Consider the following 26,484-nt stretch of genomic DNA (forward strand, 5'->3'; position numbering starts at 1 on the left):
TAACAGCGCTTGGTGAAATTTTGCTTACCTTTGGTAAGGCGGCGGCCGCGATACAGGCCGCCGCCTTATGCTAGGTTTACTGATTGATCTCCGGCTCGACGAGCTTGGCCAGGTTGCGCAGCGATTCCTGCCAGCCGAGATAGCAGGCCTCGGCGGGGATGGCGTCCGGGATTCCGGCCTGGGTGATGTTGATCTCGGTGCCGACCAACACTTTCTTCAACGTCACCGTCACCTCGATCTGGCCCGGCAAATTTGGATCGTCGAAGCGGTCGGTGTAGCGCAGGCGCTCGCCCGGGACGAGCTCGACGAACTCGCCGCCGAAGGAGTGGCTGCCGCCCGTGGTGAAGTTGCGGAAGGACATCTTGTAGCTGCCGCCGACCTTGCCCTCGAACTCATGCACCGTGCAGGTGAAGCCGTTCGGCGGCAGCCACTTGGCCAGCGCATCGGCCTCGACGAATGCGCGGTAGACCTTCTCCGGCTTGGTCGCCAGGACGCGGTGCAGATGGATGGTGCTCGGCATGTCTCGATATCCTCTCTGGTTTCGTTGATCGATGCCCCAAGGACGGATGCCTCCCAGCCGATCCGACAGAGGCTGCCAAATTTTTTGCCCGGCGGCTACCGCGCCCGCTTTGTGACGGGGACAGGACGTAGGTGCTGCGATCGGCATTCCAGCTCGAATGTCCACCGTCGCGCTTGGCGACTCAACCCTCTGTCATGGCACGCGGCTGCGCTGGTCAATTGTGGCCACGAGCGGCATCCTGCCAAATATTTCAGCATGAGCCTCGCAATTTTGAGTAAAATTGAGTAATTCAAGGTGTAATTATCGCGCTTAAATTGTATTAGAAACCCTTGTTATGTCTATTTCCGATCATTAATCGATGAACGGTAATTTTTTATCTGTACTGTGACGCGATTCCTTGGAACCATAGGCCGGCTTTGTAGGTTGGCCTGAAAATCAGCCACCACCGAGGAAGGAGTGCACGATGAGCTTCGTCGTCAACGCGGTAGGCGTTCCTCTCTACTATAGCGGCGCCTCCAATCATTGGTTTTCGGCAACGTCTGGACCGACCTTCAACGGCAGCAGCGGCAACGACTCGATCTGGGCCTCCAGCGGCGTCAACGTCACCATGTATGGCGGCCAAGGCGACGACATCTATTACCTCTATTCGGCGGGCAACAAGGTGGTCGAGTACGCCGGACAGGGCGTCGACACCATCAACACATGGATGAGCTACACGCTGCCGAACAATGTCGAGAACCTCGTCGTCACCAACGCCCACAACTACGCCTTCGGCAATGCGCTGGACAACATCATCACCGCGACGGCGGGCGGCCAGACGATCGACGGCGGAGCGGGCAACGATGTGCTGATCGACGGCGGCGGCGGCGCCGATGTTTTCATCATCGCCAAGGGCAACGGCAGCGACTCGATCGTCAATTTCGCCTCGAACGATGCCGTGCGGCTCGATGGCTACAGCTTCACTTCGTTCGCCGCCGTCCACGACAGCATGATCCAGGCGGGACCGAATGTGGTGCTGAACCTCGGATCGGGCGAAATCCTCGAATTCAAGAACACCACGATCGACAAGCTGCAGCCCAACAATTTCCAGCTGCCGATCGACAAGTCCGGCATGACGCTGTCCTTCAGCGACGAGTTCAACACGTTGAACCTGCACAGCAGCCAGGGCGGCACCTGGGACACCAACTTCTGGTGGGGCGCGGCGAACGGCAGCACGCTGGTCCGGAACAACGAGCTGCAATGGTATATCGACGCCAATTACGCCCCGACCAGCTCGGTGCATCCGTTCAGCGTCGACAATGGCGTGCTCACCATCACCGCTGCGCAGGCGCCGGCCGACATCAAGCCGCTGATCAACAATTACGAATACACTTCCGGCCTCCTGACCACACATGACTCCTTCTCGCAGACCTATGGTTATTTCGAAATGCGCGCGGACCTGCCGGAAAACGCCGGCGCCTGGCCGGCCTTCTGGCTGCTGCCGGAAGACGGTTCGTGGCCGCCGGAACTCGACGTGATGGAGATGTACGGCCAGAAGCCGAATTCGCTGCTGATGACCGCGCATACCAACCAGACGGGCCAGCACACGACGGTCGGATCCACGGTGAACGTCATGGACACCGCCGGCTTCCACACCTATGGCCTGTTGTGGACGCCGGACAAGCTGGTCTGGACCTATGACGGCGTGCAGGTCGCGTGGGCGGCGACGCCGTCGGACATGAACAAGCCGATGTACATGCTGGTCGATCTCGCGGTGGGCGGCCAGGCCGGCGCGCCGCCGGACCATCTGGCGACACCGGCGCAGATGAAGATCGATTATATCCACGCCTACACGCTGGACGAGCTGCAGCAGAGTCATTTGAACGTCACGGGCGGACAGACAGCCTAGGCGTCCAGGGCAATGTCGCGAAAGCGCCCTCCGACTGGTTTGCCGCCCGTTTCCCTGCGCGGGGTGTTCCTGCGCGCAGTCAGCGATGTTGGCCTGTTCTCGCTGCTGATCAACCTGCTGCTGCTGGTGGTCCCGCTTTACCTGCTCCAGGTCTACGATCGGGTGCTGCCCTCCTCCAGCGTCGAGACGCTGGTCTATCTGTCGGTCATCGCGGTCGCGGCGCTCGGCTTCCTCGGCTTGCTCGACGCCATCCGCGCCGTCTACACGCAGCGCATCGCCGCGACGGTCAACGACAGGCTGGGCGCAAGGATGTTCGCTGCTTCACTCGGCGCCAGAAGCACGCCGTCGCCGCTCGCCGACCTCGCCTCGGTCTGCGCCTTTATCCGTTCGCGCGGTGTCTCGGTGCTGTTCGACCTGCCCTTCGCGCCGGTCTTCCTCGGCCTGCTCTACCTGATCCATCCGGTGCTGTTCTGGGTGACGCTCGGCGGCACCGCTCTGCTGGTCGTGCTGGTCGTGGCCAACCAGCTTGCGATCGGCAGGAACGATGCGCTGTCGGCGGAGCGTTCGGCCTTGGCCAGCCGGGCCGAGCAGGCCTTTACCCGCAACGCCGACACGCTGCGCGCCATGGGCATGGTCGAAAACGCCGCGCGCGCATGGGGGCGGCATGTGGCGGAAGCGCTTGTGCTGCATGACCGTTCGGCCAGCGCCAACGCCGTCTTCAGCGGCGCTTCCCGGGCGCTGCGCATGATGCTGCAGCTGGCGATCCTCGGCGCCGGCGCCTGGCTGGTGCTGAAGGGTGAGATGACGGCCGGCATGATCTTCGCCTCCTCGCTGGTGTCGTCGCGCGCGCTGCAGCCGCTCGACCAGCTGATCGGCTCGTGGCGGCAGATCGGCGAGGCCAGGCGCGCCTGGGAGCGGCTGCAGGTCGCGCTTGCTGGGCAGCCGACAGACGCGCGCAAGCTCGCCCTGCCCGATCCGACCGGCGCGATTGCCGCGCAGGATCTTTTCTTCATCGCGCCCAACGCCAGCTTCGGCGCCGAGCCGATCCTGAAGCGGCTGAGCTTCGCTATTCAGCCCGGCGAAGCGGTGGCGATCGTCGGCCCGAGCGGTGCCGGCAAATCGACGTTGGCGCGGCTGCTTGTCGGGGCGGCCCAGCCGAGCGGCGGCTCGGTCAGGATCGACGGCGCCGAGCTCAGGACCTGGGACGAGAACCAGCTTGGCCGGCATATCGGCTATCTGGCGCAGGAGGTGGAGCTTTTCCCCGGCTCGGTCAGCGAGAATATCGCCCGCTTCGACGCAGGCGCGGACGACGCGGCGATCGTCGAAGCTGCCAAACGCGCCGAGGCGCATGAGCTGATCCTTTCGCTGCGCGACGGCTACCAGACGATGGTGGCCGGGACGCTGTCGGGCGGCGAGAGGCAGCGGATCGGGCTGGCGCGCGCCTTCTACGGCAATCCGCGCATCCTGGTGCTGGACGAGCCGAGCACGCATCTCGACGGCGCCGGCGAAACGGCGCTCGAAGCGGTGCTGGCGGCCGCGCGCGCGGCGGGCGTCACCACGATCGTGATCACCCATCGCCCCTCCATCGCCACCGCCTGCGACCGCGTGATGGTTCTGCGCGGCGGCGTCATCGAGGCGTTCGGATCGAGCGCCGAGGTGCTGCGGCAGTCGACCGTCGACAAAGGCAAAGGCGCGCGGCAGAACACGGTGGTGACGGGCTCGTTCGCGCCGGTCATCCGCGCCTCGCAAACCATCCGCCACGGGTCGTAGACGATGTCCGCGCCAAGCCTCACCTTCGACGACCGGCCGCGCACAGACTTCCGCCGCACCGCCTTTGCCGGCTACGCGGCAATCGCGTTGCTGGTCGGCGGCTTCGGCTACTGGGCAGCGAGCGCGCCGCTGGCCGGCGCGGTGATCACGCAAGGCACGATCGCCGCGACCGGCGGCAACATCCTGATCCAGCATCGCGAGGGCGGCATCATCAGCAAGTTACTTGTGCATGAAGGCGACCGCGTGCGCGAGGGCCAGGAGTTGATCCTGCTGGACCGCACCGCGCCGGAGGCCGATCTCAACCGACTGACCCGGCAATGGATCGCGCTCAAGGCGAGTGCGGCGCGGCTGGAAGCCGAGCGCGACGGGCTGGACCGGCTGGCGCCGATCACCGCGCCCGCGCCGGCGCCGTTCCAGCCGGCGTTCGAAAACCTGATCCGCGAACAGCAGAAGGAGTTCGACGCCAGACTCGCGCGCTTCCGCTCGGAGCAGTCGATCCTGGCGCAGCGCGTCGCCATGCATCGCGAATCCGTCAAGGGCCTGATCGCGCAGAAGGCGGCAATCGAGCAGCAGGCCGAGGTGGTGAAGAAGGAGCTCGGCATCAAGACCGACCTCCTTAGCAAGGGGCTCACCAACCGCAGCGAATATTCGCAGCTGCTGCGCTCGGAGGCCGACCTCGTCGGCCAGGCCGGCGCGCTGGAAGCGTACCTTGCCTCCGCCAAGACGCAGATCGCGGAGGCCGAGGCGCAGACCGAGCGCGCCACCACGCAGCGCGTCGAGGAGGCGCTGACCAAGCTCGACGACGTGCGCACCAACCTCGCCGACATCGAGGAACAGATGCGCGCGGCGGAAGCCGTGCTGAAGCGCACGACGATCACCGCGCCGGCGGCGGGCATCGTCGTGTCCTCAACCTACAATGCGCAAGGCAGCGTGGTCGCGCCCGGCGAGAAGATCATGGAGATCCTGCCCACGTCGTCGGGCCTGCTGGTGGACGCGAAGCTCAGGCCGAGGGACATCGACCAGGTGCATGTCGGCCAGAAGGCGATGCTCAGGCTCTCCGCGCTCAACACGCGCCTGACCCCGGAGGTCGCGGCCACGGTGAGCGAGATTTCCGCCGACCGGCTGATCGACGAAACCACGCACGAGCCCTATTTCCGCGCCAGGCTGAAGATCGCGGACGCCCTGCCACCCGGCGTGAAGAAAGAACAGCTTTATCCCGGCGCCCCGGTCGACACCTTCATCAGCACCGGCGACCGGACTTTCTTCGAATATCTGGTGCGGCCGATGATGGATTCCTTCGCGCGGGCATTTGCGGAAAGGTAGGGGCGGACCGCAGGTTGCCGGCGGCCGTCGCGGTGAGCGGCAGGCTCACGGTCAGGCCCGGATAAACAGCTACGGCTCAGGGCATCGGCGTTGGGCAGACGGGTTATTCCAGAAAGATAAGCGCCGTGGCCAGGAATCCCATCCCGAAGCAAGACGCCATCGAATAGGCGATCATGCCGACAGCCACATAGTCGCCCCCGCCTGGCGACAGATGGCTGCCGAGCGTGCCGAAAGCCAGGAGCCAGCACGCCACCGCCAATCCGATGATCGCCCCGGTAGCGAGGTTCTTGACGACAAAGAGCACCAGTGGAGGCATGAGCGCTGCTCCCAAAAGAGCATTTCGCGGCGGCCCAGGGCTTGCGGCCAGGGCCGGCTGCTGCCATTCAACGCCAGGACGGTCATCTGGTTGCTCCTCCCCGCCGTTTTCGCTCCTGAACCGGTTCGAGCGGCTGTTTGCCTGACGCACGGGGTTTCAGCCGAGGGTGCGAGCCGCCAGCCTCATTCCCGATGTCCGCCCGCGCCTTCGTTTGCGGGCCCGCAAAGCGGCGCCGCGACCCGATCGCGGGCCGCGGGCCGGTCGAAGGCGACGCGATCTCGCCCGGCTTCGACCCGTACGACTGCGTTTTGCTGGACGCGGCCGGTGCGGATTTCCTGACTGTCGCAAAAACTATCCGGCGGTCCGTGTGGTCCGCCGTGTAGTCGCTACGTTCCTTGACAGCTATTGCAGTCTATTTTTTGGAGAGGAACGTCTTGCACGCAGGAGTGAGCTCACTGATGTGCTGTTTAAGACAGCTTAACCCCTTTGCATTGTCGACCATCTTGCACAATCGCTGGGCATCCGCCCTGCAGGGTGTTTTATAGGCATCTTTCGCCAAAGCGGCGTCGGCGAGGAAAAGCGATACAGAAGCGAGAAGCGCCAGTCCAAGCGATTTCTGTTTGCGCATGACTTCTTTCCCCTCTGAATGAGCACAGTAACGCAGCCATTATATACGCTATTCCTTATATAACGGGAAGACCAAAGACTTCGCGACGGCGCGCTCCGAGCCCATTGGCAAAGGACGATATTTCAAACTGAGAAACCGCCAGATTCCACGGCAATTTCGACGCCCGCTCCAACGCTGGCTCCCCCGGTCGTCAGCGACAGTCCCGCCATCGACGACGCGAAACGGTCGCGCCGCAAAGGATGGAGACGACGATGACGAGTTTGGAACATACCGCCTATGAAAACGGCCGGTCGGGCATCGGCCCGATCGGCTTTGCCGGCCGGGCGCTCAGGGTTTTCTATCATGCGATGAAGATGCGCAGCGACCGCGCCGCCTTGCAGGCCATGCCCGACTTTCTGCTCAAGGACATGGGCATCGCCCGCTCGGAGATCGATCACTACACCTCGATGCGCTCCGCCGCATCCGACACCGACGGGATGGACATCCGCGACGGGGGGTGACCGCCGTTGGCGATCGCGGCCACGCCGTCGACAAGCCTCGGGCGCCCTCCCAACGCCCGGGGCTTTCTGCATTTCGGCGCATTCGGTTCAGGCGGTGGGCCATGCCGTTTCAAACGATACGTCCAACGCCATTTCCACGGTGAGCGTATGAAAAATTCCACGGTCGCATCCACTCTCGTTCAAACGCTCCATCGGCAAACAGAGGCCGTCACGGCAACCAAGCCGCAAAACAACCTTTGGAGATGAAGATGCAACCCAACACCAAACCTGCACGGCTTCCGCTCAATGGCGTCGACACGCCGAACCTGATGGCGACGATCAATTTCGTCGCCGGGCAACCGGAACTCGCCAAGTTCCAGTTCCGCGCCCACAATGAGTGGATCGAAGGCACGCACAGCAAGACCGTCATGAACGGCTTCTTCGGCGCCGGCAACGAGCAGAAGCATGAGAAGCCGCATTATGCCGACGCCGACCATCCGGCGATCCTGTGCGGCGCCGACAATGCGCCGACCCCGGTCGAGTGGCTGCTGCACGGACTGGCGGGCTGCCTGATGGCGGGCGTGGCCAACATCGCCGCCGCGCGCGGCATCAAGCTCACCAAGGTGAAGTGCTCGGTCGACGGCGACATCGACCTGCGCGGCATCCTCGGCATTTCCGACGAGGTCCGCAACGGCTTCCAGAACATCCATGTGTCGTTCGAGATCGAAGGCGACGCGCCGGCCGAGAAGCTCAAGCAGCTGGTCGAGCAGTCGCGCGCGCGTTCGGCCGTGTTCGACGTGCTGACCAAGGGCGTGCCGGTCACCGTCGGCATCAAGACCATCCAGTAAGCCGGCTGGCGGTCCGGAACCGATCCGGGCCGCCTCTCCTCCCATTGACGGAACAGAACATGAGACGCGCGGACGTCGTCATCATCGGCGCGGGCCAGGCCGGCCTTGCGCTCAGCCATTGCCTCGGCCAGGCCGGCATCGACCATGCCGTGCTGGAGCGCGGCCGCATCGGGGAGCGCTGGCGCTCGCAGAGCTGGCGCTCGCTTCGGCTGCTCACGCCGAACTGGCTGAACGCGCTCCCCGGCTCGCCCTATAAGGGCGGCGATCCCGACGGCTTCATGAGCAAAGGGGCTTTCGTGGAAAGCCTGGAGCGCTACGCCTGGCAATGGCATGCGCCAGTCGAGACCAATGTCGAGGTCCTCGCCGCCAAGCGAACCGGCGACGGCTTCGCCTTGCGCACCAACGCCGGCGACTGGTCGGCACGCGCGGTCGTCGTCGCGACGGGGCATTGCGACCGGCCGGTCATCCCTTTTTCGACTGAGACCCTTCGCGGGCCGCTCAGCATCCACGCTTCGCACTATCGCTCGCCCGGCGAGCTGCCGGGCGGCGGCGTGCTGGTCGTCGGCGCCTCGTCCTCCGGCGTGCAGATCGCCGACGAGCTCGCCCGCGCCGGGCGGCGCGTGGTGCTTTCGGTCGGCAAGCATACGCGCCTGCCCAGAACATGGCGCGGCCAGGACATCTTCTTCTGGCTCCGCGCCATGGGCCTGATGGCGCAGCGCCCGGAAGACCTGGCCAATCCGGAAGGCGCCCGGCGCCAGCCATCGCTGCAGCTCGCCGGCCGGCCGGACAGGGCCGATGTCGACCTCGCCACGCTGCAGGCGCTCGGCGTGGAACTCACCGGGCGGGTGGGTGGCGTCGGCGATCGCGAGATCGGCTTCGCCGGCGATCTCGGCCAGCACATCGCGGCAGCCGAAGCGAAGCAGGCGCGCCTGCTCGACGAGATCGACCGCTTAACGGGCTCGGCGACGCCCTACCGACCCGAGCCGGTGGCGCTGCCATCGGCTTCGAGCGAGCGGCTGTCGCTGACGGACGGATCGATCCGCACCATCATCTGGGCGACCGGCTATGCGCGCTCGTTCGGCTGGCTGGAGCCGCTGGCGCTCGGCGCCGATGGCGAGCTCGCGCATCAGGGCGGCGTCACCAGCGTGCCCGGCCTCTACGCGCTCGGCTTCCGCTTCCTGCGCAAGCGCGATTCCAACTTCATCGGCGGCGTCGGCGCGGACGCCGAGGCGATCGCCGCCGAAATCTCCCGTCATCTCGACTGCGATGGCCGCAAGGCGGCCTGAGGAACAACGACCATGACAAGCAATCCCATCTCCCTCATGGCCTCCCCCAGGCGCGGCCATTACGACGCCATCATCGTCGGCGCGCGCTGCGCGGGTGCGGCGACCGCGATGCTGCTTGCCCGCGCGGGCCTCAAGGTGCTGGCGATCGACCGCAAGCCCTATGGCTCCGACACGCTGTCGACGCATGCGCTGATGCGGCCAGCGGTGCTGCAATTGTGGCGCTGGGGCCTGCTCGAGCCGCTGCTCGAGGCCGGCACGCCGCTGATCGAGACGACGACCTTCCACTATGGCGACAACGAGATCACCATCCCCCTCGCCTCCGGTTCGGAGCTTCCCGGCCTGATCGCGCCGCGGCGCACGGTGCTCGACCGCATCCTGGTCGATGCGGCGCGCAAGGCCGGGGCGGAGATCCTGCACGAAGTCGCGGTCGGCGATCTCTTCGCCGACACGCGCGGGCGGGTGCGCGGCATCGAGATCCGCGCCGCCGGCCGCTCGTCCCTGCGGGTCAGCGCAGATATCGTGGTCGGCGCCGACGGTGTCGGCTCGCTGGTGGCGAAATGCGTCGACGCCCAGCTCTTGCGACGCGGCTCGGTGTCGGCCGCCCATGTCTATGGCTATGCGCCGTTCGAGCCCGGCGCCGGCTATCACTGGTATTTCCGCGACGGGATCGCCGGCTCCTTCATCCCGACCAATGACGGCCTCGCCTGCATCGTCGCCTCGGTGCCGACGGGCCTGTTCGACCAGCGCTTCCGCCTCGGCCACGCGCGTGCCCGCATGGATGTGCTCGAAGCGCTTTCGCCGGCGCTGGCGGAACAGGCGGCACGGGCGCCGAAGGATGCGCGGCTGCAGGCGTTCCGCGGCGTGCCGGGCTATATCCGCCAGCCGCACGGCCCCGGCTGGGCGCTGGTGGGCGACGCCGGCTTCTTCCGCGACCCGATCACCTCGCACGGCATTTCCGATGCGCTGCGCGACGCCGAGACTCTGGCGCGGGCCATCCTCGACGGCTCGGAGGCGGCATTCGCGATCTGGCAGCGGCAGCGTGACATGATCGCGAACCAGATCCTGGACACCACCGACGCCGTCGCCGGCTTCGACTGGACGCTCGACGACCTCGGCGAGCGGCATCGCCGCTTCAGCGCCGTGCTGAAGGCGGAGGTGCAGGCGCTGGCCGGGCAACCCATGCCCGTCCGCCGGGCCCCCTTCCCCGCATCGCGGCCGACGGCCCACCATGCGCCGGCCAATCAGGACGAGCCACCGGCGTCGACCGGCTCTAACCTCACTCGCAACCGAACCGGAGCAAGACCATGACTTTGCATTCGATAAAGGATGGGCATGTGATGAAGGACGGCTGGGTTGGCGTCATCAAGGGGCGGCCAAAGGTGGGCGCCTTCGCCGAGCGCTCGCGGCGCACGCAGCCGCAGGATATCGACGCCTTCGCCGATATGACCGGCGACCGTAACCCATTGCACTACGACAAGGCGCTGGCCGAGGCTTCGGTGTTCGGCAAGCTCATCGTGCAGGGCGGCGTCACCTCCGGCATCCTGAACGCGATGGTGGCGGAGGACCTTCCCGGCCCCGGCTCGGTGTTCCTCGAGGTCTCGTGGAAATTCGTCAAGGCGGTGGGCGTCGGCGAACTGATCACCGGCCGCGTCGAGGTCAAGGAGGTGCGCGCCGACAAGCCGATCACCAAGCTGGAGACATCGGTGCGCAACGAAGCCGGCGAGCTTTGCCTCACCGGCACCGCGACGGTGTTCACCGTGCCGCTCGCCAGGGGCTGAGGACTTCGCGTACCCGCTTACCCGCCCGCCGTCTCGGCGATGAAGGCGCGGACGTGGTCGATGAACGCCTCGAAGGTGGGCTCGCCTTCGAGCAAAATGTGGTTCTGGCTTTCGAGCTCGATGAAACGGGCGCCCGGAATGCCGGCGGCCATGGTGCGCCCGGATTCGACCGGAGCGACGTTATCGTCCCGCGCATGCAGCACCAGCGTCGGCACGCGTACCTTTTCCAGCAAGTCGCTGACATCGATCACCGAAGCGGCGCTCTGCAGCCGCCAGGCATCGTCGGGTAAGACGGTGCGCAGCATCAGATCGTCCATCCAGGCGAAATGCTCGTGCGTCGCGCCGGGGATGAACATCGAGCAGAAGGCCTGACGGAACATCGGGTTCGGCTTGCCCCAGTTCTCGCGCATCAGCGTCGCGGCGGCCTCGCGCGTCGCGATCTCGCCGGCATCGCCGCGCGCCCGCCAGCCTTTGACGTAACCGCCGTAAAGGATCATGCCCGACACTTTCTCGGGGTGGCGGATGGCATAGGCGATGGAAACCGCGCAGCTCTGCGACAGGCCGAGCAAGGTGAAGCGGTCGAGCCCCGCCGCCTCGACCACGCATTCGAGATCCGACAGCATGGTCTCGAACGAGATGTCGACGACGTGCCGCTGCGACAGGCCGTTGCAGCGCTGGTCATAGCGCACCAGCCGGTTGTGGCGCGACAGTTCCCGCATCCAGTGCCGCCAGATCGGGCTGTCCCAGTCGAAGGTGAGATGCGACATCCAGTGCGCGGCGCGCAGGATCGCCGGGCCGCTGCCGGTGCTGGCATAGGCCAGCCTTGTGCCGTCGAGCGCCCGGCAGAATTGCACGGCGCGGCCGGGATCCTGCGCCGACGCGCCGGGTTTCGACGGCGCCTGCGCCGGTCGCGCGGCGCCGGACTGGGGCGCGCGGCTCGTGGCTTGAGCGGCGGCCGACCTGACCTTGCCCTCCAGCACCTGGATCTCGGCGGCGAGGCTGGCGTCGTCGGGGACGAGGCGGCGCAGGCGCTGCGCAAGCGGCAGCGCCCGCCGGGGCTGGTCCGTCAGGCGCTCGACCAGCTCGCGCAGGATGCCGAGCTCGACGATCTCCACTTCGCTGGCGATCGCCTGCCGCCAGGACTCGTATTCGAAGCATCGTTCGAGCGAGAGGTCGGCGAGAAAGCCGCCGCGGATCGAGGCAAGGACGGCTTCGAGCTCCTCGGTCGAGCGGGACGACAGGTCGGCCTTCACCAGCGGCGCCAGCCGCGCATAGTCCGTCTCGAGGTTGAGCGCCACGGCGTTGCGATCGGCGATGAGGGAGGATTCGCCGCCGTCCAGCACCTGGCGGATCTTGGAGAGGCTCCAGCGCAAGGCGCCGCGCGGGTCGTCGGGAATGTCCCAGAATATCTCGCACAACCGCTCGCGCTGGTGCTGCCTGGCGGTGACGGCGAGGTAAGCAAGCAGCGCCCGCGTCTTGCGCGACGGCGGCAGGTCAAGCGGCTGGCCGTCGCGCGCCACCTGAAAATCGCCAAGCACGCGCAGCTCCAGCCTGTGCTGAGAGCCGTTCATGCGTTCACGCGCATGTCGATCGCCATGGTCCCCCTTCGGCCGAGGCCGCCGCTGCGAAGGCGCAGCCAATAGCAAAAATGGCTAATTTAGGAAAGCTTGGTGCGTCAGGCCAGCAGCAGCTTCAGCCTGGAGAGCCTGAGGCGCGCGAGCCGCCGCGCCGGATTATGGAAGGCTTCCAGGCCGGCCTCGACCAGGAAGGCCAGCGTCATCAACTCGATCAGGAATTCGTCCGCCGCGTCGAAAGCGGCTCGCGAGCCGGCGGCGAGGTGCCGGAGCAGCGTGCGCGCTTCCTCGACCGCGTCGGCGCTGCCGGTGTCGATCAGCGCTTCGAGCCTGGTGAAGCAGTCCATGTCGATTCTCTCCGCCCCACCAAGGCGATAGATCGATCCGGCGGCGCGGACATCCACATATGTTAAGCGAGCTGCTTTGAGGCTTGCTCACGCCTTGACTGGAACTGCCTTCGGCTTGATCACCGTTGCCAGCACGACGCCGAGGACGATGAAGGCCGCCCCGACCAGATCGTAATCATGCAGGCTCTCGCCGAGCAGCAGATAGGCGAGGATGGCGACGAACAGCGTCTGCAGATAGAGCAGCATGCTTGCCCGGCTGGCGCCCAGCGTCTCGACGCTTTTGTTGTAGAGATAATACATCAGCGCACCGCCGGGGCCGGCCAGATAAGCGAGCGCGAGCAGGCCGTTGCCGTTCAGGGCGGAGCGCTCGTCGTTGAATATCTCCCAGAGATGGAACGGCAACGCCACCAGCGCGCCGGCGCCGAGCAGCAGCACGACCAGGGGCAGAAGCTCGAGGCCGAATTTGGAGCGGCGCAGCAGCACCGTGTAGAGCGCCCAGCAGAAGGCGCTGCCGACGATCCACAATTCACCGATGTTGAAGCGCAGTTGCACCAGCGCGTCGATATTGCCATGCGCGACGATGACCAGCATGCCGGCAAGTGCCGCAGCCGCGCCGAGCGCCTTCCAGAGCCCGAGCGGCTCACCAAGCACGAGACGCGCCAGCACCATGGTCATGATCGGCGACATCGCCATGATGATGCCGGCCGTGGTCGCGTCGGTGTCGTTCAGGCCACGGTAGATCATGCCCTGGCAAAACGTCAGGCCGATGGCGCCGACGGCGACGATCTCAAGGGGCCGGGATTTGAGCAGCGCCAGCATGGCGCCGTGATGGCGGTGCACGATCGGCAACAGGATGGCGCAGGCCAGCAGGAGCCGCCAGAAGCAGAGACCCCAGGGCGGCATTTCCGGCGCCACCCATTTGGCCGCGATGTAGACGCCGGCCGAAAGCAGCCAGCACAAGACGGCGGCCGGATAGCCGGCCAGGGACGATCCTGCCGGAATGGCCGGCGGTTCGGGGGGATGGACTATCGGTATCGCCTGCATTCTCGAATCCCGATGCTAACGGCGCATTTCCATGACAAAGATCGCTCCGATGACGATGGCGATGCCGACGCCCTGAAGCAGCGAAACCCGCTCCCCCAAAACCGCAATCGCAAACAAGACCCCGAGGACCGGCTCCAGATTGCTGATCATCGCCGCGCGAGCCGCGCCGACGTAGGCCATGCCTGAGATGAATGCGAGGGTGCCCACCGTGGATGCGACGGCGACGCCGATAAAGCCGGTCCATGCGAGCGGCGTCGTGGGCAAGGCCAGTGTTCCAAAGAACGCGAAGATCACGGTGAGCGTGACTGCGGCCGAAAGCATCATGTAGAAGCCGACTGAAATCGCCTTTGCTTCCGCGGTCGCGCGCGCACCGCACACAACAATGATCGCCGTCACCGCCATCGCCAACGCCGCGAGCGACAATCCAACGCCGCTCAGCCCTTCGAAGGAAAGCCCGATGGCCAGGTAAAGGCCGACCAGGGCGGCAACGAGCGCTCCGATGGATATGATCGTGAGTTTTTCCTGTCCCAGAAACATCACGATGAAACCGACAAGCACCGGATGGATGAAGTAGATCAAGATCACCAGGCTGACGGGCAGGTAATTCACGGCTCCGAGATAGCCGTAGAGCATCACGGCGTATGCCACGCCCATCGCCAGGGCGATCCACATAGGCCGGCGTGGAATTGCTATCGGCTGACGCGACGCCCCCAGCAGCAACAAGGTGATCAACACCGAAAAAATGCTTCGGCCGGTGATGACGCTGAGGGTGTTGCTGCCCCCTTCGTAGGCGAGCTTGGCGAAACTAGGCACAATGGCGATTGCGATAGTCGAGAGGACCACAAGGCCAACGCCGAGCGCCTGTTGCTTAAACCCGGCGCCAGATGAAACTGTCCCCGCATCGACCATCGGCCGACCTCGCCGCCTCGTGCAAAAGTCACTTTGGCATGCAGCCGGCAGTTTCAACTGCCGTTGGGCGCGCAGTCTATCCTACCGCAAAGGAACGCCGCAACTATTGAGCGTAGATCAATGCGACGTGTCGCCGGCCGGGTGCAACTGGTCCCAGGCCGAGCCGACGCAACCGTTGAACTGCGACGCGAAGCGCTCGGCCTCGGTGCCTTCGAGCCCGTCGTCGACAAGGGCCTCGATGCTTCGGCGCAGCAGAGCGAGCTGCATCTGCCGCGCATGACTCCTGTCGGTTTCGCGCATGATGGCCGTGACGTGATAGGCCACGACCGGCTGGCCGAGACAGGAGAGAAGCGCTCCCGACCCCGCCGTCGCCGCCGTGACTGCTTCCTCGATGTTCATGCCGGCGCTCCTCATCAAAGATGCTGGGCGCCTCCCCGGCAGATGGCGGCGATAGCGCCGCTTCTTTTCTAATTCCGGCGTCGCGAGACCATCGCTCGCGGCCAAAATCAGTATCCTCCAGAACCGTATTAAAGGCGACCGGATAGTTAATTGATGGTTAACGCGAACGGTCGCATCTTAGACGTTCAGCCTCTTCGCAACGCACCGGTCAGTGATCCGGAACGTTTCGCTCGGCCGACGGCGCGAGGCACTGTGAGCCGGGCACCGAGACCGGGGCGCCCTGCAGCACCCAGTCGGCGGCGATCTGGCCGATGACCGGGGCGAGCTGGATGCCGTAGCCGCCGGCGCCGGCGGCGGTGACCAGCGCCGGTTCCGAGGCGTCGATGGGCCCGACGAAGGGGCGATGGTCGGCCGTCACCGGGTAGAGACCCGCCCAGCCGCGGCCGAGCCGCGCGCCCGGCAGGTCGGGCACACGTTCCAGAAGCAGCTCGGCCAGATCGACCTTCGATTGCTCCTCGCACTGATCGTTGTAATTGTCGGGGTCTTCCGGCGCGATCGACTTCACCTTGTGGATCTCGGCGATCAGCTCGCCCGGCTTTTCGTGGCGGAAGTTGAGGCCGCTGCCCTCGCCGTTCACCAGGTCCATCACCATCGGCATGGTGTAGCCGAGCGGCTCGTCGAGATGGATGACGACGGCCTCGTGGCGCTCGGGCCAGATGTGCAGGCGCTGGCCGAAAAGTGCCGCGACCTGCGGCGCCCAGGCGCCGCCGGCATTGACCACGGCGTCGGCATCCATCATGCCGTGACTGGTCTCCACCCTGTAGCCGGCCGCCCGTCGTTCTACGCCGAGCAGCTTGCGATACTGGCGGATCTCGCCTCCATTCGCGCGCACGATGCCCGCCAGGAAATTGCACATTTCGTACGGATCGAGGAAGCCGTTGTCGGGCCCGAACAAGCCGCCTTCGAGGCCGTCGGGGTTGATGTGCGGGACGAGCTGCCTTAGCTCGTTCGCGCGGACCAGGCGCGACCTCAGCCCCGCCTCTACCTGGATCTCGACCGATCTCGCGAACAGCGCAATCTGCGCCTGCGTACGGGCCAGCCGCAGATAGCCGATATGGTTGAAGCGAAGCCCCTCGCCTTCCCATTGGCGGAACCGGCGCAGCGAATGGACGCGCAGCAGGATCTCGAACGGGTCGGTCAGTTGCGATCCGACGACGCCGACCGACCGGCCGCTCGACCCCGACGCGATCGACTGCGCTTCCAGCACCGTGACGCGCGCTCCCTGCTCGACGAGGTTGAGCGCCGTGCACATGCCCAGCGTGCCCGCGCCGACCACCACGACATGAGGAGAAGCTGTCATCCGTGATCCGCTTTCAGGACTGCGCGGCGACGTCGCCCAGGGTCTCGTCGATCGCTTGAAGAATGGCGCCGGCGTCCGCTTCGGTCATCGGCGTCGACAGCGCGAACAGGCCATAGCTGGCGGAGAGCACGCCGCGGCAGAGCAGGCCCTTGTGGAAGGCGTCGAATTTTTTCCGCTCGGCCTGGCCGGGATAGATGGAGCGGTAGTCCGTGACGGGATGCGACGTGAAATGAACCTTGAATAGCGACCCAAGGCCGACGCATTGGCCGGCAAGACCGTGCTTTCCGAATGAGGCTGTGACGCCGTCGCGCAGGGATTCGCCGAGACGATCGAGATGGGCGAAGCTTTCCTTCGTCAGCGCCCGCATCGAGGCAAGGCCGGCGCGCATCGTCACCGGATTGGCGGTGAAGGTGCCGCCATGCGGAAGCGCCGGCTTGCCTCCGGTCGGATCGAACACCGCCATGATATCGGCGCGCCCGCCCACGGCGCCGACCGGAAAACCGCCGCCGATGATTTTTCCAAGCGCCGTCAGGTCGGGCTCGATGCCCCACAAGCCTTGCGCACCCGACCATCCGAGGCGAAACGAGATGACCTCGTCGAAGATCACCAGCGCCCCCGCCGCGTGGGCGATCTCGACCATGGCCTGGAGATAGTCACGGCGGGCCGGGATGAGGCCGGCCCGGTTGGGCATCGGGTCGATCAGCACGGCCGCGATGGTGTCGCCCTCGGCGGCGAAGACGGCGCGCAACGCCTCGGTGTCGTTGAAGGGCACGGCGATCACGTCGCCCAGCACGCCGCGCGGCGTGCCCCTGGCATAGGGCGTCGACCTCGGCAGGTCGCCCCAGTTGGCCGGCGAGGAATCCAGGCTCACTTCGGCGAAATCATAGGAGCCGTGATAGGCGCCCTCGATCTTGACGATCTTCGGCCGCAAGGTGAAGGCGCGCGCCGCCTTGATCGCCATCATCACGCCCTCCGTGCCGGAGTTGGTGAAACGGACCTGGTCGACCGAGGGCAGCCGCTCGACCAGCAGGTCGGCGAGCTCGATCTCGCTCAGCGTCGGGGCGCCGAAGGCTGTGCCGAGGGGCAGCTGCCCGGCCACGGCCGCGGTGACGTCGGGATGGGCATAGCCATGGATCATCGCGGTGAAATTGTTGATGCAGTCGTAATAGGCATTGCCGTCGACATCCCAGACCCTGCAGCCCTCGCCGCGCGCGGCGTAGATCGGAAAGGGATCGACAAAGACCGTGGTGCGCGTGTTGCCGCCCGGCATCACCTTCCTGGCGCGCTCGAACAGGGTTTTCGATCCGGGCATGGCGTCGGGATAATGCGGCATGGCTCTCCGAGGCGACTCGACGGCTCAAACAGCGGCGCAACGGCCGCAGGTCACGAAGCTTGGGTTCGTTTCCTTGCCGGCGCAATCGGCCAGGCCGGGCATGCGACCCGACCAGGGTCATGGCGGATCCGCATCATTTCGCGGCAACTGCCGCAGCGCGGTTCGGGTGCCTCAGATGCGTCGGCGTGATGCCGGTCTGCTGGCGGAAGACGCGGCTGAAATGGCCGGCATTGGCAAAGCCGCAGCGATAGGCGATCTCGCCGATGGCGAGGTCGCTGCCTTCCAGCAGCGACTTTGCATAATGCACCCGCAGCGCCAGATAGGCGGCCATCGGGCCGATGCCGAGCTCGGTGCCGAACAGACGCTCGAGCTGGCGGCGCGAGCAGTTCATCCTGGCGGCGATCTCGGCAACCGAGAGCGTCTCCTGCAAATTGCTTTCCATCAGGAGCAGCGCCCGCTTCACCGCGCGGCTCGCGGCCGCGGGGAAGAGGTCGCCGACAGGCTGCACGTCGCGGCTGGAGCGGATACGGTCGAGCACCAGGATCTTGGCCGCCTTCTCCGCCGCCTTCTGGCCGATGAATTGCGAGACGAAATAGCCGGCGAGGTCGGCGGCACCCGTGCCGCCGGCGCAGGTGGCGCGGCCGCGATCGACAGAATAGAGGCTGTCGGCATGCGCGCTCACATCGGGGAACTCGGCGCGGAAATCCTTGATGTGGAACCAGCTGACGGCGGCGCTGTAGCCGTCGAGCAGGCCGTAGCGCGCCAAAACGAAGCTGCCGGTGCAGAGCGCGGTGAGCGGCACGCCCTTTTCGGCGGCGCGCATCAGGAACGCCTCCTTTTCCGAACTCAGCCTGCGGCTGGTGTCGAGCAGGCCGCCGACCACCACGACATTGTCGAAATCCTCGGGATTGCCCATCGCGCGGGTCGGCAGCAATTCGACGCCGCAGCTGGCGCGGATCGGCAGGCCGCGCTCGCCGACGATCTCCCAGTCGAACTCGACCCGGCGGCTGCGGTCGCCCTCGTCGCCGGCGAGCCTCAGCGTGTCGATGAACAGCGACAGCGGCGAGAGCGTGAAATCGCGCACCAGCAGGAATGCGAACTTCTTGGCCATCTGCTTCCGGGATCGTTCATCGTTCGACCGCAGCTTAGGCGGAAATCCGTGCGGCGAGCCTTCTGAATACGACGTGCATGAGGTCGCAACACCATTCGGCCGCGAGCGGCAGCCTAGTGTCGCTCGGCGGCGCGGCTCACCCACGTGATGACGAAGCGCCCCAGGACAATCCCCACGACACCCGTCGCCGCCTTGAGCAGGGCATCGAGAACCCGCGCATGGCGGCCCGGGTCGAACAGCTGCAGGAATTCGAGAGCGCCGGCCACCGCGCAAATGAACAGCACCGTCTGCGTCACGCGGGACGGGAACCCGAGCGCCAGGGCCACTCCCAGCAGGACGTAGGCCAAAGCGCGTTCGATGTTGGGGTCGCACAGATGTGGCCGCAGTTCGATGGGCGACAGCGTTGCAAAGGTGATGAGGGCCAGCAGGGCGAGCGCGGCGAGACGGGAAATGGAGGTCATACCCGCTCTTACAGGCTGCCGGCTGTCATAACAATATTGCCGGTGCCGGCCATGGATCGGTCCGCCCACGCCGGCGGCGCCCGTGCCTTCCCGGCGATGGAATGGGTCTGGCACAAAGGCCGTCAGATCGACACGGCATCGGCGCCCCTGCCCGGCAGCGGCTGTCTGAAATCCTTCCGGTCGTTCAACGATGCCCGATACGCCATCGGCGACTTGCCGTTAACGCGTTTGAAGGCGTTGCTGAAAGCGCTCTCCGATGTGTAGCCGAGCGTGCGGGCGACGACGGCCACGGGCGTCCGCTCCTCGCGCAAGGCGCGCTCGGCAAGGCGCATGCGCCACTCGGTCAGATAGGTCAGCGGCGCGACGCCGGCGATCGTCCTGAAATGGACGGCGAATGAGGTGCGCGACATGGCACAGGCTTTCGCCAGCTCCTCCAGATGCCAGGCACGGGCCGGGTCGCCATGCATCAGGCGCAGCGCCGGCGCGATGCGCGGCTCGGCCAGCGCCTTGAGCCAGCCGGCGGGCATCAGGCTCGCCCTGTCGAGATGCGAGCGCAGGATTTCGATGAAGAGCAGTTGCGTCAGCTGCGCCGAGGCGAGCTCAGCGCCCGGCTGGGCGGCGTCCCTCTCCTCGATCAGCCGGTCGAGCAGCCAGCGGAAAATGGCCGCCTGTGGCGATGCCGCGCGCGTGTGGATCCATGGCGGCAGCAAATCCGCCAGCAGCCCACCGCGCGCCGGATCGAGCAGGACATGGCCGCCGATATGGGCGAATTCCGAGCCGTCGCCGAGCGTCACCAGCGTGCGGCCGGCGCCGGTGAACAGGCTCATCGCGTCGACTGGTGGAACGCCTGGGTCGCTGGCGAGCACGAAGCCGCGCCGCGCGGCCAGCAACCCGACATCGCCTGTCTCGAAGCGGAAGGGTTCTGGCTCGCCTTCGAGGGTGACCCAGCAGCTGCCCTTCACCACGGCGAAGAACTTGATCTTGTCGCGTCCGGGGAAGCTGATCGCCCACGGGCCGCCGGCGGTGAAGCCGCCCGTGACGACCGCCTCGGCATTGGTGAGCGTGAGAACATCGGAGAAGGGATCGACGGTCATCTTCGTACTCTCGCGCAGGAAATGCGGATTTTCAAGCATTCACAGTACAGAAGTGCCGTCCTACCTACCGCCCATTGCGACGCATGCGGCGCTCCATTCCAAACTCAGAGGCATCAAATGACCGACAAACTCGTCCTGGTGACCGGCGGCACCGGCTTCATCGCGCAACACTGCATCCTGGCGCTGCTGAACGCGGGCTACCGCGTGCGCACGACCATCCGCTCGCCCGGCCGTGAAGCCGAGGTGCGCGCGCATCTCAAGGTCGGCGGCGTCGATGCGGGCGACCGCCTCTCCTTCGCCAACGCCGATCTCACCGACGACCGCGGATGGGCGGAAGCGGTGGCCGGATGCGACTATGTAATGCATGGCGCCTCGCCCACGCCTTCCGGCGACCAGACCCGCGAGGAGGATTGGATCGGGCCCGCCGTCAACGGCAACCTTCAGGTGCTCAGGGCCGCGCGCGACGCCGGCGTCAACCGTGTCGTGCTGACATCGGCCTTCGGCGCGATCGGCGTCGGCCACAAGCCGGACCACCGGCGGCCCTTCGACGAAACCGACTGGAGCGACCTCAACGGCAATGTCGCGCCCTATCAGAAGTCGAAGACGCTCGCCGAGCGCGCCGCCTGGGATTTCGTGGCGCGCGAAGGCAACGGGCTGGAACTGGCGGCGGTCAATCCGGTCGCCGTCTATGGGCCGGTGCTGGGCGCCGACTATTCGCACTCGATCAGGCTGATCGCCAACATGCTGGAGGGGCAGCCGGGATGCATCAATGTCAGTTCCTGCTGCGTCGATGTGCGCGACGTGGCGGACCTGCATCTGCGCGCCATGACCGACCCGGCCGCCAAGGGCGAGCGATTCCTCGCGACCGTCGGCGAGAGCATGTGGATGGTCGAGATCGCCGAACTGCTGCGGCAGCGGCTGGGCAAGGTCGCCGAGAAGGTGTCGACGCAGGTGTGGCCCGACGAGCAAGTGCGCATCGCCGGCGAGACCAACGCGCAGCTCAAAGGCGTGGTGCCGCTGCTCCACTACGACATGAGCGCGACGGGCAGGAAGGCCGAGCGCCTGCTGGGCTGGACGCCCCGCTCGCGGGAGGAAGCGATCCTATCCTGCGCCGAGAGCCTGGTCCGACTTGGCCTGCGCGGCTGAGCTTCCTTGAACGACGCGCGGGGCCGGTGCATGGTTCGCGCGCGCTTTCGGCGACCGCCTGGCGGCGACGGATAATCTCCAACGCCGGCGCTGCCCCTCATCCGCCCTTCGGGCACCTTCTCCCCGTATAGAGACGGGGAGAAGGAACTGGCCGCCACGCCCTGGCCCGGCCGCTGGGCGCATCTGGAGCATGGCTCTGGCCCAACCCGCACATGCATGAACGGGATGGCCATTATAACCAGAGGCTTTATAACGGTCGCTGACAAAGCGATCACCAAGGGGAGACGATGCGTTACATACGTCCGCTTTCAATCGAAGATGCCGTTGGCGAGCTCGCCAAGGCGGTAGGACCGGCCGCCATCCTGGCCGGGGGCAGCGACCTGCTGGTGAGGATGAAGGGCGGCTTCGTCGAGCCTGAGCTGATCGTCGACATCAAGCGCATAGGCGGCCTGAGCGACGTCACCGAGACGGCGGAAGGCTTCCGGATCGGCGCCGCGGTGCCCTGCGCGGTGCTGGGCGAGAACAAGGCGCTGCGCAAGGCATGGCCGGGCGTGGTCGAGGCGGCGAACCTGATCGGCTCCAAGCAGGTGCAGGGCCGCTGCACCATCACCGGCAATCTGTGCAACGCCTCGCCCGCCGCCGATAGCGTGCCGGCGCTGGTGGCCGCCGGGGCGAAAGCGGTGGTCGCCGGACCTTCGGGCAAGCGCACCATCGCCGTCGAGACCGTGCCGACCGGACCGGGCCGCACCTCTTTGGCCAAGGGCGAGATCGTCGAGGCGATCCTGCTCGACAAGCGTCCCGAGCATGCCGGCGACGCCTATCTGCGCTTCATTCCGCGCACCGAGATGGACATCGCGGTGGTGAGCGCGGGCGTGAACCTGACGCTGGATGACAAGGGCGCGATCAAGACCGCCCGCGTGGCGCTGGGCGCCGCGGCACCCACGGTGCTGCTTGTCGAGGAAGCGGGCCAGGTGCTGGTCGGCTCGAAGCTCGACGAAGCGACGATGGAACGGCTGGCGAAGATCTGCTCGGGCGCCTGCCGGCCGATCGACGACAAGCGCGGCACAATCGAATTCAGACGTAAGGTCGCGGGCGTGCTGGCAAGGCGCGTCGCGGCAATCGCCTACAAGCGTGCGGGAGGCAAATAATGGCCGGTGTAGCTGTATCAACCACGATCAACGGCGATGCCGTCGAATATCTGTGCCAGCCCGACGAGACGCTGCTGGAAGTGCTGCGCGATCGTCTCGGCCTGACCGGCGCCAAGGAAGGCTGCGGCACCGGCGACTGCGGCGCCTGCAGCGTCATAGTCGACGGCCGGCTGGTCTGCTCGTGCCTGGTGCTGGGCGCGGAAGCGGAAGGGCGCAAGGTCGAGACCATCGAAGGCATGGCGCATGGCGACCAGTTGCACCCGCTGCAGCAGAAGTTCCTGGAGCATGCGGCCCTGCAATGCGGCATCTGCACGCCAGGCTTCCTGATCGCGGCGAAGGACCTGCTCGCGAAAAACCCCTCGCCCACCGAGGAGGAAATCCGCTTCGGGCTGGCCGGCAATCTCTGCCGCTGCACCGGCTATGACAAGATCGTGCGCGCCGTCCAGGACGCGGCGAACGTGATGAAGGGAGCCTGATCCATGAATTTCGATCCGCGCTTTTCAGGACGCCAGTTCGCTTCCGTCGGCACGCGCCCGATCCGCCCCGACGGCGTCGACAAGGTGACGGGCCGCGCTCGCTACGGCGCCGACTTCAATATGGCCGGACAGCTGGTGGGCCGCGTGCTGCGCAGCCCGCACGCCCATGCGGTGATCAAGAAGATCGACACCTCGAAGGCGGAAAAGCTCGCCGGCGTGAAGGCGGTGATCACGGCGAAGGACCTGCCGGACCTGACCGACGGCGATGCCGCCATGTATGACATCCTCGACAATTGCATGGCGCGCAAGAAGGCGCTCTATGACGGCCACGCGGTGGCCGCGGTGGCGGCGATCGACGCCCGCATCGCCCGCCAGGCGCTGAAGCTGATCGAGGTCGAGTATGAGGTGCTGCCGCATGTGACCGATGTCGACGAGGCCGCGCACCACCATGCCCCGCTGATCAACGACCAGGTCTTCACCGAAGGCCTGGAGGAAAAGCCGGCGAAACCTTCCAACGTCACCAAGCGCACGCAGTTCGGCCATGGCGATGTCCATGCCGGCTTCGCCAAGGCCGATTTCATCGTCGAGCGCTCGTACAAGACCGAGCAGACGCATCAGGGCTATATCGAGCCGCATGCCTGCGTGGCGAGCGTCAACCCGGACGGCACGGCGGACCTATGGGTCTGCACGCAGGGCCATTTCGTCTACCGCCAACACTGCGCCCAGCTGCTTGGTATGGAAGCCTCGAAGCTGCGCGTCACCTCTTCGGAAATCGGCGGCGGCTTCGGCGGCAAGACCCATGTCTGGGCCGAGCCGGTGGCGCTTGCGCTGTCGCGCAAGGCCGGCCGCCCCGTCAAGCTGGTGATGACCCGCGACGAGGTGTTCCGCGCCTCAGGGCCGACCAGCGCCACCTCGATCGACGTGAAGATCGGCGCCAGGAAGGACGGCACGATCACCGCGGCGGAAGCGACGCTGCGCTATAGCTGCGGCCCCTATGCCGGCTCCTGGGCCGAGATCGGCGCGATGACGGCGTTCGCCTGCTACAAGCTCGAGAACGTCAAGACCGTGGGCTACGAAGTGCTGGTCAACCGGCCGAAGACGGCGGCCTATCGCGCGCCGTCGGCGCCGATGGCGGCCTTCGCGGTGGAAAGCGCTGTCGACGAGCTTGCCCACGAGCTCGGCATGGACGCGGTGGACTTCCGCATCAAGAACGCCGCGCAGGAAGGCACCCGCGCCTCCTATGGCCCGGTCTACGGGCCGATCGGCATCGGCCCGACGCTGGAGGCGGTGAAGCACCATCCGCACATGAAGGCGCCGCTCAAAGCCAACCAGGGGCGCGGCATGGCGTGCGGCTTCTGGTTCAATTTCGGCGGCCAGACCTGCACGGACCTGAACATCGGCATGGATGGCTCGGTGTCGCTGGCCGTGGGGACCGTCGACGTGGGTGGGTCCCGCGCGTCGCTGTCGCTGGTGGCGGCGGAGGAGCTCGGCATCGACTACAGCCATGTGAAGGCGATCGTCGCCGATACGTCTTCGCTCGGCTACAACGACATGACCGACGGCAGCCGCGGCACCTTCTCGTCCTCGATGGCGACGATCTCGGCCGCGCGCAACGCGATCAAGATCCTGCGCGAGCGCGCCGCGCAGATGTGGGATATCCCGGTGGAGGACGTCACCTGGGAAAAGGGCCATGCGGTTGCCAAGGGCGAGAAATACGGCAACCTGTCGCCGCTGTCGCTGAAGGACATCGCGGCGAAGTCCGGCACGACCGGCGGGCCGATCGCCGGCCATAGCGAGCTTGTGGCCGACGGCGCGGGCGTCTCCTTCGCCACGCATATCTGCGACGTCGAGGTCGACCCCGAGACCGGCTCGACCCGGGTGATCCGCTACACGGTGGTGCAGGATGCCGGCAAGGCGGTGCACCCGACCTATGTCGAGGGCCAGTACCAGGGCGGTGCGGCGCAAGGCATCGGCTGGGCGCTCAACGAGGAGTATATCTACGGCAAGGACGGGCGGCTGCAGAATGCGGGCTTCCTCGACTACCGCATCCCGGTCTGCTCCGACCTGCCGATGATCGACACGCAGATCCTGGAAATCCCCAACCCCAACCACCCCTATGGCGTGCGCGGCGTTGGCGAGACCTCGATCGTGCCGCCGCTGGCGGCGATCGCCAACGCGGTGTCGAATGCGGTGGGCGTGCGCATGACCCACATCCCGATGTCGCCGCCGCGCATCCTCGCGGCGCTGGACGCGGAACGGGAAGGCTGAGAGGTATTCTGGCTAGGGCAAGCTGTGTTGAGATTCAGGTCAGGCCGAGCCGAGAATGATGGTTTCCGAGAACCGGAGCGGAGCGTACTTGAAGTACGTGAGCACCGGAAGCGCAGGAAGCCGTCGTTCGCAGGCCGGCCTCACCTGAATATCGGCACAGCTTGAGGCGGTAATGGTCGAAGTCACCCTTTGGGGCTCGCTCAGCGCCGTCGCCGGCGGCAAGGCCAGGCACGACATCGAGGCCAAGGACATCAGGGAGCTGTTCCGCAAGCTGGCGGAACAGTATCCCGGCATCGAGCCCTGGATCGACCGCGGCATAGCGGTCGCGATCGACGGGACGATCTATCGCGATACGTGGAGCAAGGAACTGCCGAAGGACGCGGAGATTTTCCTGCTGCCGCGATTGGCGGGGGGATAGCGCGCGCGGCTCGCCGGCTTTCACGGATCCCGCGCGGACGGCCTCGCGCCTATCGCCTGAGCCCGAAGAAGCTCAGGATGGCGAGGATGACGACGACGAGCCCGACAAGGTAGATGATGCTGTGCATGGAGGTCCTCCTGTGGAGGATCAACAGTTAGCGACCGCTAATGTTCCAGCGATGAGGCAAGTCCGAAACGTCATCAGTTCGTATGGCGATCCGTTCAGCATATGCCGGCATGCTTCGGCAGCCGGCGCACTGTATCCAGTCCGCCGGTCAGGCGCGGATCGTGGGATCCCCCTTCCGGGTCGGGCCGCCCCGGACAAATGGTTTACCTGTTACCTGTTTGGCCGGTCTTCGCGCATAACGTTGTAGAGAAGCAGGCCCGCCATCAAGGACACCACGGCGCCCAGCATGTCATGGCTGGTCAGCCCGGAATAATACACAAAAGCGAATGCCAGTTCGGCCATGGTTCCACCCGGCTGGGCGATGCTCCTGAGAGAACCCCTGGCGCGGGCTAAGGTTCCTGAAGCTCGCGCCGATCCTGGGCACGGTCCCGGTG

27 protein-coding genes are annotated in these 26,484 nt (G+C 66.1%); 13 read left to right on the plus strand and 14 right to left on the minus strand.

The features are described from left to right. Positions 1 to 76: 76 nt before the first annotated feature. The gene (locus DPM35_RS00290) at positions 77 to 520 is read right to left on the minus strand and encodes an SRPBCC family protein (protein WP_112125363.1); all 444 of its coding nucleotides are present in this window, start codon (positions 518 to 520) and stop codon (positions 77 to 79) included. A 463-nt stretch (positions 521 to 983) separates the two neighbouring features. On the opposite strand from DPM35_RS00290, the gene eglC reads away from it, so the two are divergent. From eglC to DPM35_RS00305, 3 genes are read left to right on the plus strand one after another with little or no spacing between them, the layout of a single operon-like run. Continuing rightward, positions 984 to 2,408, plus strand: coding sequence for an endo-1,3-1,4-beta-glycanase EglC (gene eglC / locus DPM35_RS00295; protein ID WP_112125364.1), 1,425 nt, complete (start codon positions 984 to 986; stop codon positions 2,406 to 2,408). A gap of 12 nt (positions 2,409 to 2,420) precedes the next feature. Then, positions 2,421 to 4,178: a type I secretion system permease/ATPase gene (locus DPM35_RS00300; protein ID WP_112125365.1), complete on the plus strand. Its 1,758-nt coding sequence runs from the start codon at positions 2,421 to 2,423 to the stop codon at positions 4,176 to 4,178. Positions 4,179 to 4,181: 3 nt separating this feature from the next. Continuing rightward, on the plus strand, positions 4,182 to 5,501 hold the full coding sequence (locus DPM35_RS00305; protein ID WP_112125366.1) for an HlyD family type I secretion periplasmic adaptor subunit: 1,320 nt from the start codon (positions 4,182 to 4,184) through the stop codon (positions 5,499 to 5,501). Positions 5,502 to 5,604: 103 nt separating this feature from the next. On the opposite strand, the gene DPM35_RS00310 is transcribed toward DPM35_RS00305, so the two are convergent. Together DPM35_RS00310 and DPM35_RS32110 are read right to left on the minus strand one after the other, a co-directional pair. Then, positions 5,605 to 5,817 carry a hypothetical protein gene (locus DPM35_RS00310; protein WP_112125367.1) on the minus strand — a complete coding sequence of 71 codons (213 nt, stop codon included), beginning with the start codon at positions 5,815 to 5,817 and terminating at the stop codon, positions 5,605 to 5,607. Positions 5,818 to 6,229: 412 nt separating this feature from the next. Beyond that, positions 6,230 to 6,445 carry a hypothetical protein gene (locus tag DPM35_RS32110; protein WP_146767896.1) on the minus strand — a complete coding sequence of 72 codons (216 nt, stop codon included), beginning with the start codon at positions 6,443 to 6,445 and terminating at the stop codon, positions 6,230 to 6,232. 251 nt (positions 6,446 to 6,696) lie between these two features. Here DPM35_RS32110 and DPM35_RS00320 point away from each other — a divergent pair, with 251 nt between their 5' ends. From DPM35_RS00320 to DPM35_RS00340, 5 genes are all read left to right on the plus strand, one after another. Then, positions 6,697 to 6,945 (plus strand): DUF1127 domain-containing protein, encoded by a 249-nt coding sequence (locus tag DPM35_RS00320; RefSeq protein ID WP_181591877.1) that lies wholly within the window; start codon positions 6,697 to 6,699, stop codon positions 6,943 to 6,945. A gap of 248 nt (positions 6,946 to 7,193) precedes the next feature. After that, positions 7,194 to 7,772, plus strand: a complete 579-nt coding sequence (locus DPM35_RS00325) for an OsmC family protein (protein WP_245431378.1) — start codon at positions 7,194 to 7,196, stop codon at positions 7,770 to 7,772. Between the two features lie 59 nt (positions 7,773 to 7,831). Next, a complete protein-coding gene (locus DPM35_RS00330) occupies positions 7,832 to 9,058 on the plus strand; it encodes a flavin-containing monooxygenase (RefSeq protein ID WP_112125371.1) in 1,227 nt (408 codons plus the stop codon). Positions 9,059 to 9,070: 12 nt separating this feature from the next. Further along, positions 9,071 to 10,366 (plus strand): NAD(P)/FAD-dependent oxidoreductase, encoded by a 1,296-nt coding sequence (locus DPM35_RS00335; protein WP_112125372.1) that lies wholly within the window; start codon positions 9,071 to 9,073, stop codon positions 10,364 to 10,366. Then, complete coding sequence (locus DPM35_RS00340; protein WP_245431379.1) at positions 10,363 to 10,836, plus strand: MaoC family dehydratase; 474 nt, start codon at positions 10,363 to 10,365, stop codon at positions 10,834 to 10,836. The genes DPM35_RS00335 and DPM35_RS00340 overlap by 4 nt, the downstream gene beginning before the upstream one ends. 17 nt (positions 10,837 to 10,853) lie before the next feature. On the opposite strand, the gene DPM35_RS32720 is transcribed toward DPM35_RS00340, so the two are convergent. The 10 genes from DPM35_RS32720 to DPM35_RS00390 form a co-directional block, all read right to left on the minus strand. After that, entirely contained in the window at positions 10,854 to 12,407 is a 1,554-nt protein-coding gene (locus DPM35_RS32720) for a bifunctional AfsR/SARP family transcriptional regulator/alpha/beta hydrolase (RefSeq protein WP_245431380.1), read from the minus strand. A gap of 104 nt (positions 12,408 to 12,511) precedes the next feature. Continuing rightward, a complete protein-coding gene (locus tag DPM35_RS00350; RefSeq protein WP_112125374.1) occupies positions 12,512 to 12,757 on the minus strand; it encodes a hypothetical protein in 246 nt (81 codons plus the stop codon). Positions 12,758 to 12,844: 87 nt separating this feature from the next. Then, positions 12,845 to 13,801 (minus strand): DMT family transporter, encoded by a 957-nt coding sequence (locus DPM35_RS00355; RefSeq protein WP_112125375.1) that lies wholly within the window; start codon positions 13,799 to 13,801, stop codon positions 12,845 to 12,847. Positions 13,802 to 13,816: 15 nt separating this feature from the next. After that, entirely contained in the window at positions 13,817 to 14,710 is an 894-nt protein-coding gene (locus tag DPM35_RS00360; protein WP_112125376.1) for a DMT family transporter, read from the minus strand. Between the two features lie 117 nt (positions 14,711 to 14,827). After that, entirely contained in the window at positions 14,828 to 15,109 is a 282-nt protein-coding gene (locus tag DPM35_RS00365; RefSeq protein WP_245431381.1) for a hypothetical protein, read from the minus strand. A 208-nt stretch (positions 15,110 to 15,317) separates the two neighbouring features. After that, complete coding sequence (locus DPM35_RS00370; protein ID WP_112125378.1) at positions 15,318 to 16,469, minus strand: NAD(P)/FAD-dependent oxidoreductase; 1,152 nt, start codon at positions 16,467 to 16,469, stop codon at positions 15,318 to 15,320. A gap of 13 nt (positions 16,470 to 16,482) precedes the next feature. Further along, the gene (locus tag DPM35_RS00375; protein WP_112125379.1) at positions 16,483 to 17,802 is read right to left on the minus strand and encodes an aspartate aminotransferase family protein; all 1,320 of its coding nucleotides are present in this window, start codon (positions 17,800 to 17,802) and stop codon (positions 16,483 to 16,485) included. A gap of 133 nt (positions 17,803 to 17,935) precedes the next feature. After that, positions 17,936 to 18,913, minus strand: a complete 978-nt coding sequence (locus tag DPM35_RS00380) for a GlxA family transcriptional regulator (RefSeq protein ID WP_112125380.1) — start codon at positions 18,911 to 18,913, stop codon at positions 17,936 to 17,938. 113 nt (positions 18,914 to 19,026) lie between these two features. Beyond that, positions 19,027 to 19,374, minus strand: a complete 348-nt coding sequence (locus tag DPM35_RS00385) for a VanZ family protein (RefSeq protein WP_112125381.1) — start codon at positions 19,372 to 19,374, stop codon at positions 19,027 to 19,029. A gap of 122 nt (positions 19,375 to 19,496) precedes the next feature. Beyond that, positions 19,497 to 20,468 carry an AraC family transcriptional regulator gene (locus DPM35_RS00390; RefSeq protein WP_181591878.1) on the minus strand — a complete coding sequence of 324 codons (972 nt, stop codon included), beginning with the start codon at positions 20,466 to 20,468 and terminating at the stop codon, positions 19,497 to 19,499. Between the two features lie 117 nt (positions 20,469 to 20,585). Here DPM35_RS00390 and DPM35_RS00395 point away from each other — a divergent pair, with 117 nt between their 5' ends. The 5 genes from DPM35_RS00395 to DPM35_RS00415 all read left to right on the plus strand — a co-directional run bounded on the left by DPM35_RS00395 (position 20,586) and on the right by DPM35_RS00415 (position 25,924). Beyond that, positions 20,586 to 21,614, plus strand: coding sequence for an SDR family oxidoreductase (locus tag DPM35_RS00395; RefSeq protein WP_112125383.1), 1,029 nt, complete (start codon positions 20,586 to 20,588; stop codon positions 21,612 to 21,614). A gap of 287 nt (positions 21,615 to 21,901) precedes the next feature. After that, positions 21,902 to 22,762 (plus strand): FAD binding domain-containing protein, encoded by an 861-nt coding sequence (locus DPM35_RS00400; protein WP_112125384.1) that lies wholly within the window; start codon positions 21,902 to 21,904, stop codon positions 22,760 to 22,762. Further along, positions 22,762 to 23,238, plus strand: a complete 477-nt coding sequence (locus DPM35_RS00405; protein ID WP_040980422.1) for a (2Fe-2S)-binding protein — start codon at positions 22,762 to 22,764, stop codon at positions 23,236 to 23,238. Before DPM35_RS00400 ends, DPM35_RS00405 begins: the two co-directional genes overlap by 1 nt. A gap of 3 nt (positions 23,239 to 23,241) precedes the next feature. Next, a complete protein-coding gene (locus DPM35_RS00410; RefSeq protein ID WP_112125385.1) occupies positions 23,242 to 25,506 on the plus strand; it encodes a xanthine dehydrogenase family protein molybdopterin-binding subunit in 2,265 nt (754 codons plus the stop codon). Between the two features lie 172 nt (positions 25,507 to 25,678). Then, entirely contained in the window at positions 25,679 to 25,924 is a 246-nt protein-coding gene (locus DPM35_RS00415) for a MoaD/ThiS family protein (protein WP_112125386.1), read from the plus strand. 336 nt (positions 25,925 to 26,260) lie between these two features. On the opposite strand, the gene DPM35_RS33060 is transcribed toward DPM35_RS00415, so the two are convergent. Continuing rightward, the gene (locus DPM35_RS33060) at positions 26,261 to 26,392 is read right to left on the minus strand and encodes a hypothetical protein (RefSeq protein WP_281004551.1); all 132 of its coding nucleotides are present in this window, start codon (positions 26,390 to 26,392) and stop codon (positions 26,261 to 26,263) included. Positions 26,393 to 26,484 lie beyond the last annotated feature (92 nt).

This window comes from Mesorhizobium atlanticum (assembly GCF_003289965.1).
In the GTDB taxonomy this organism is placed as follows: domain Bacteria; phylum Pseudomonadota; class Alphaproteobacteria; order Rhizobiales; family Rhizobiaceae; genus Mesorhizobium; species Mesorhizobium atlanticum.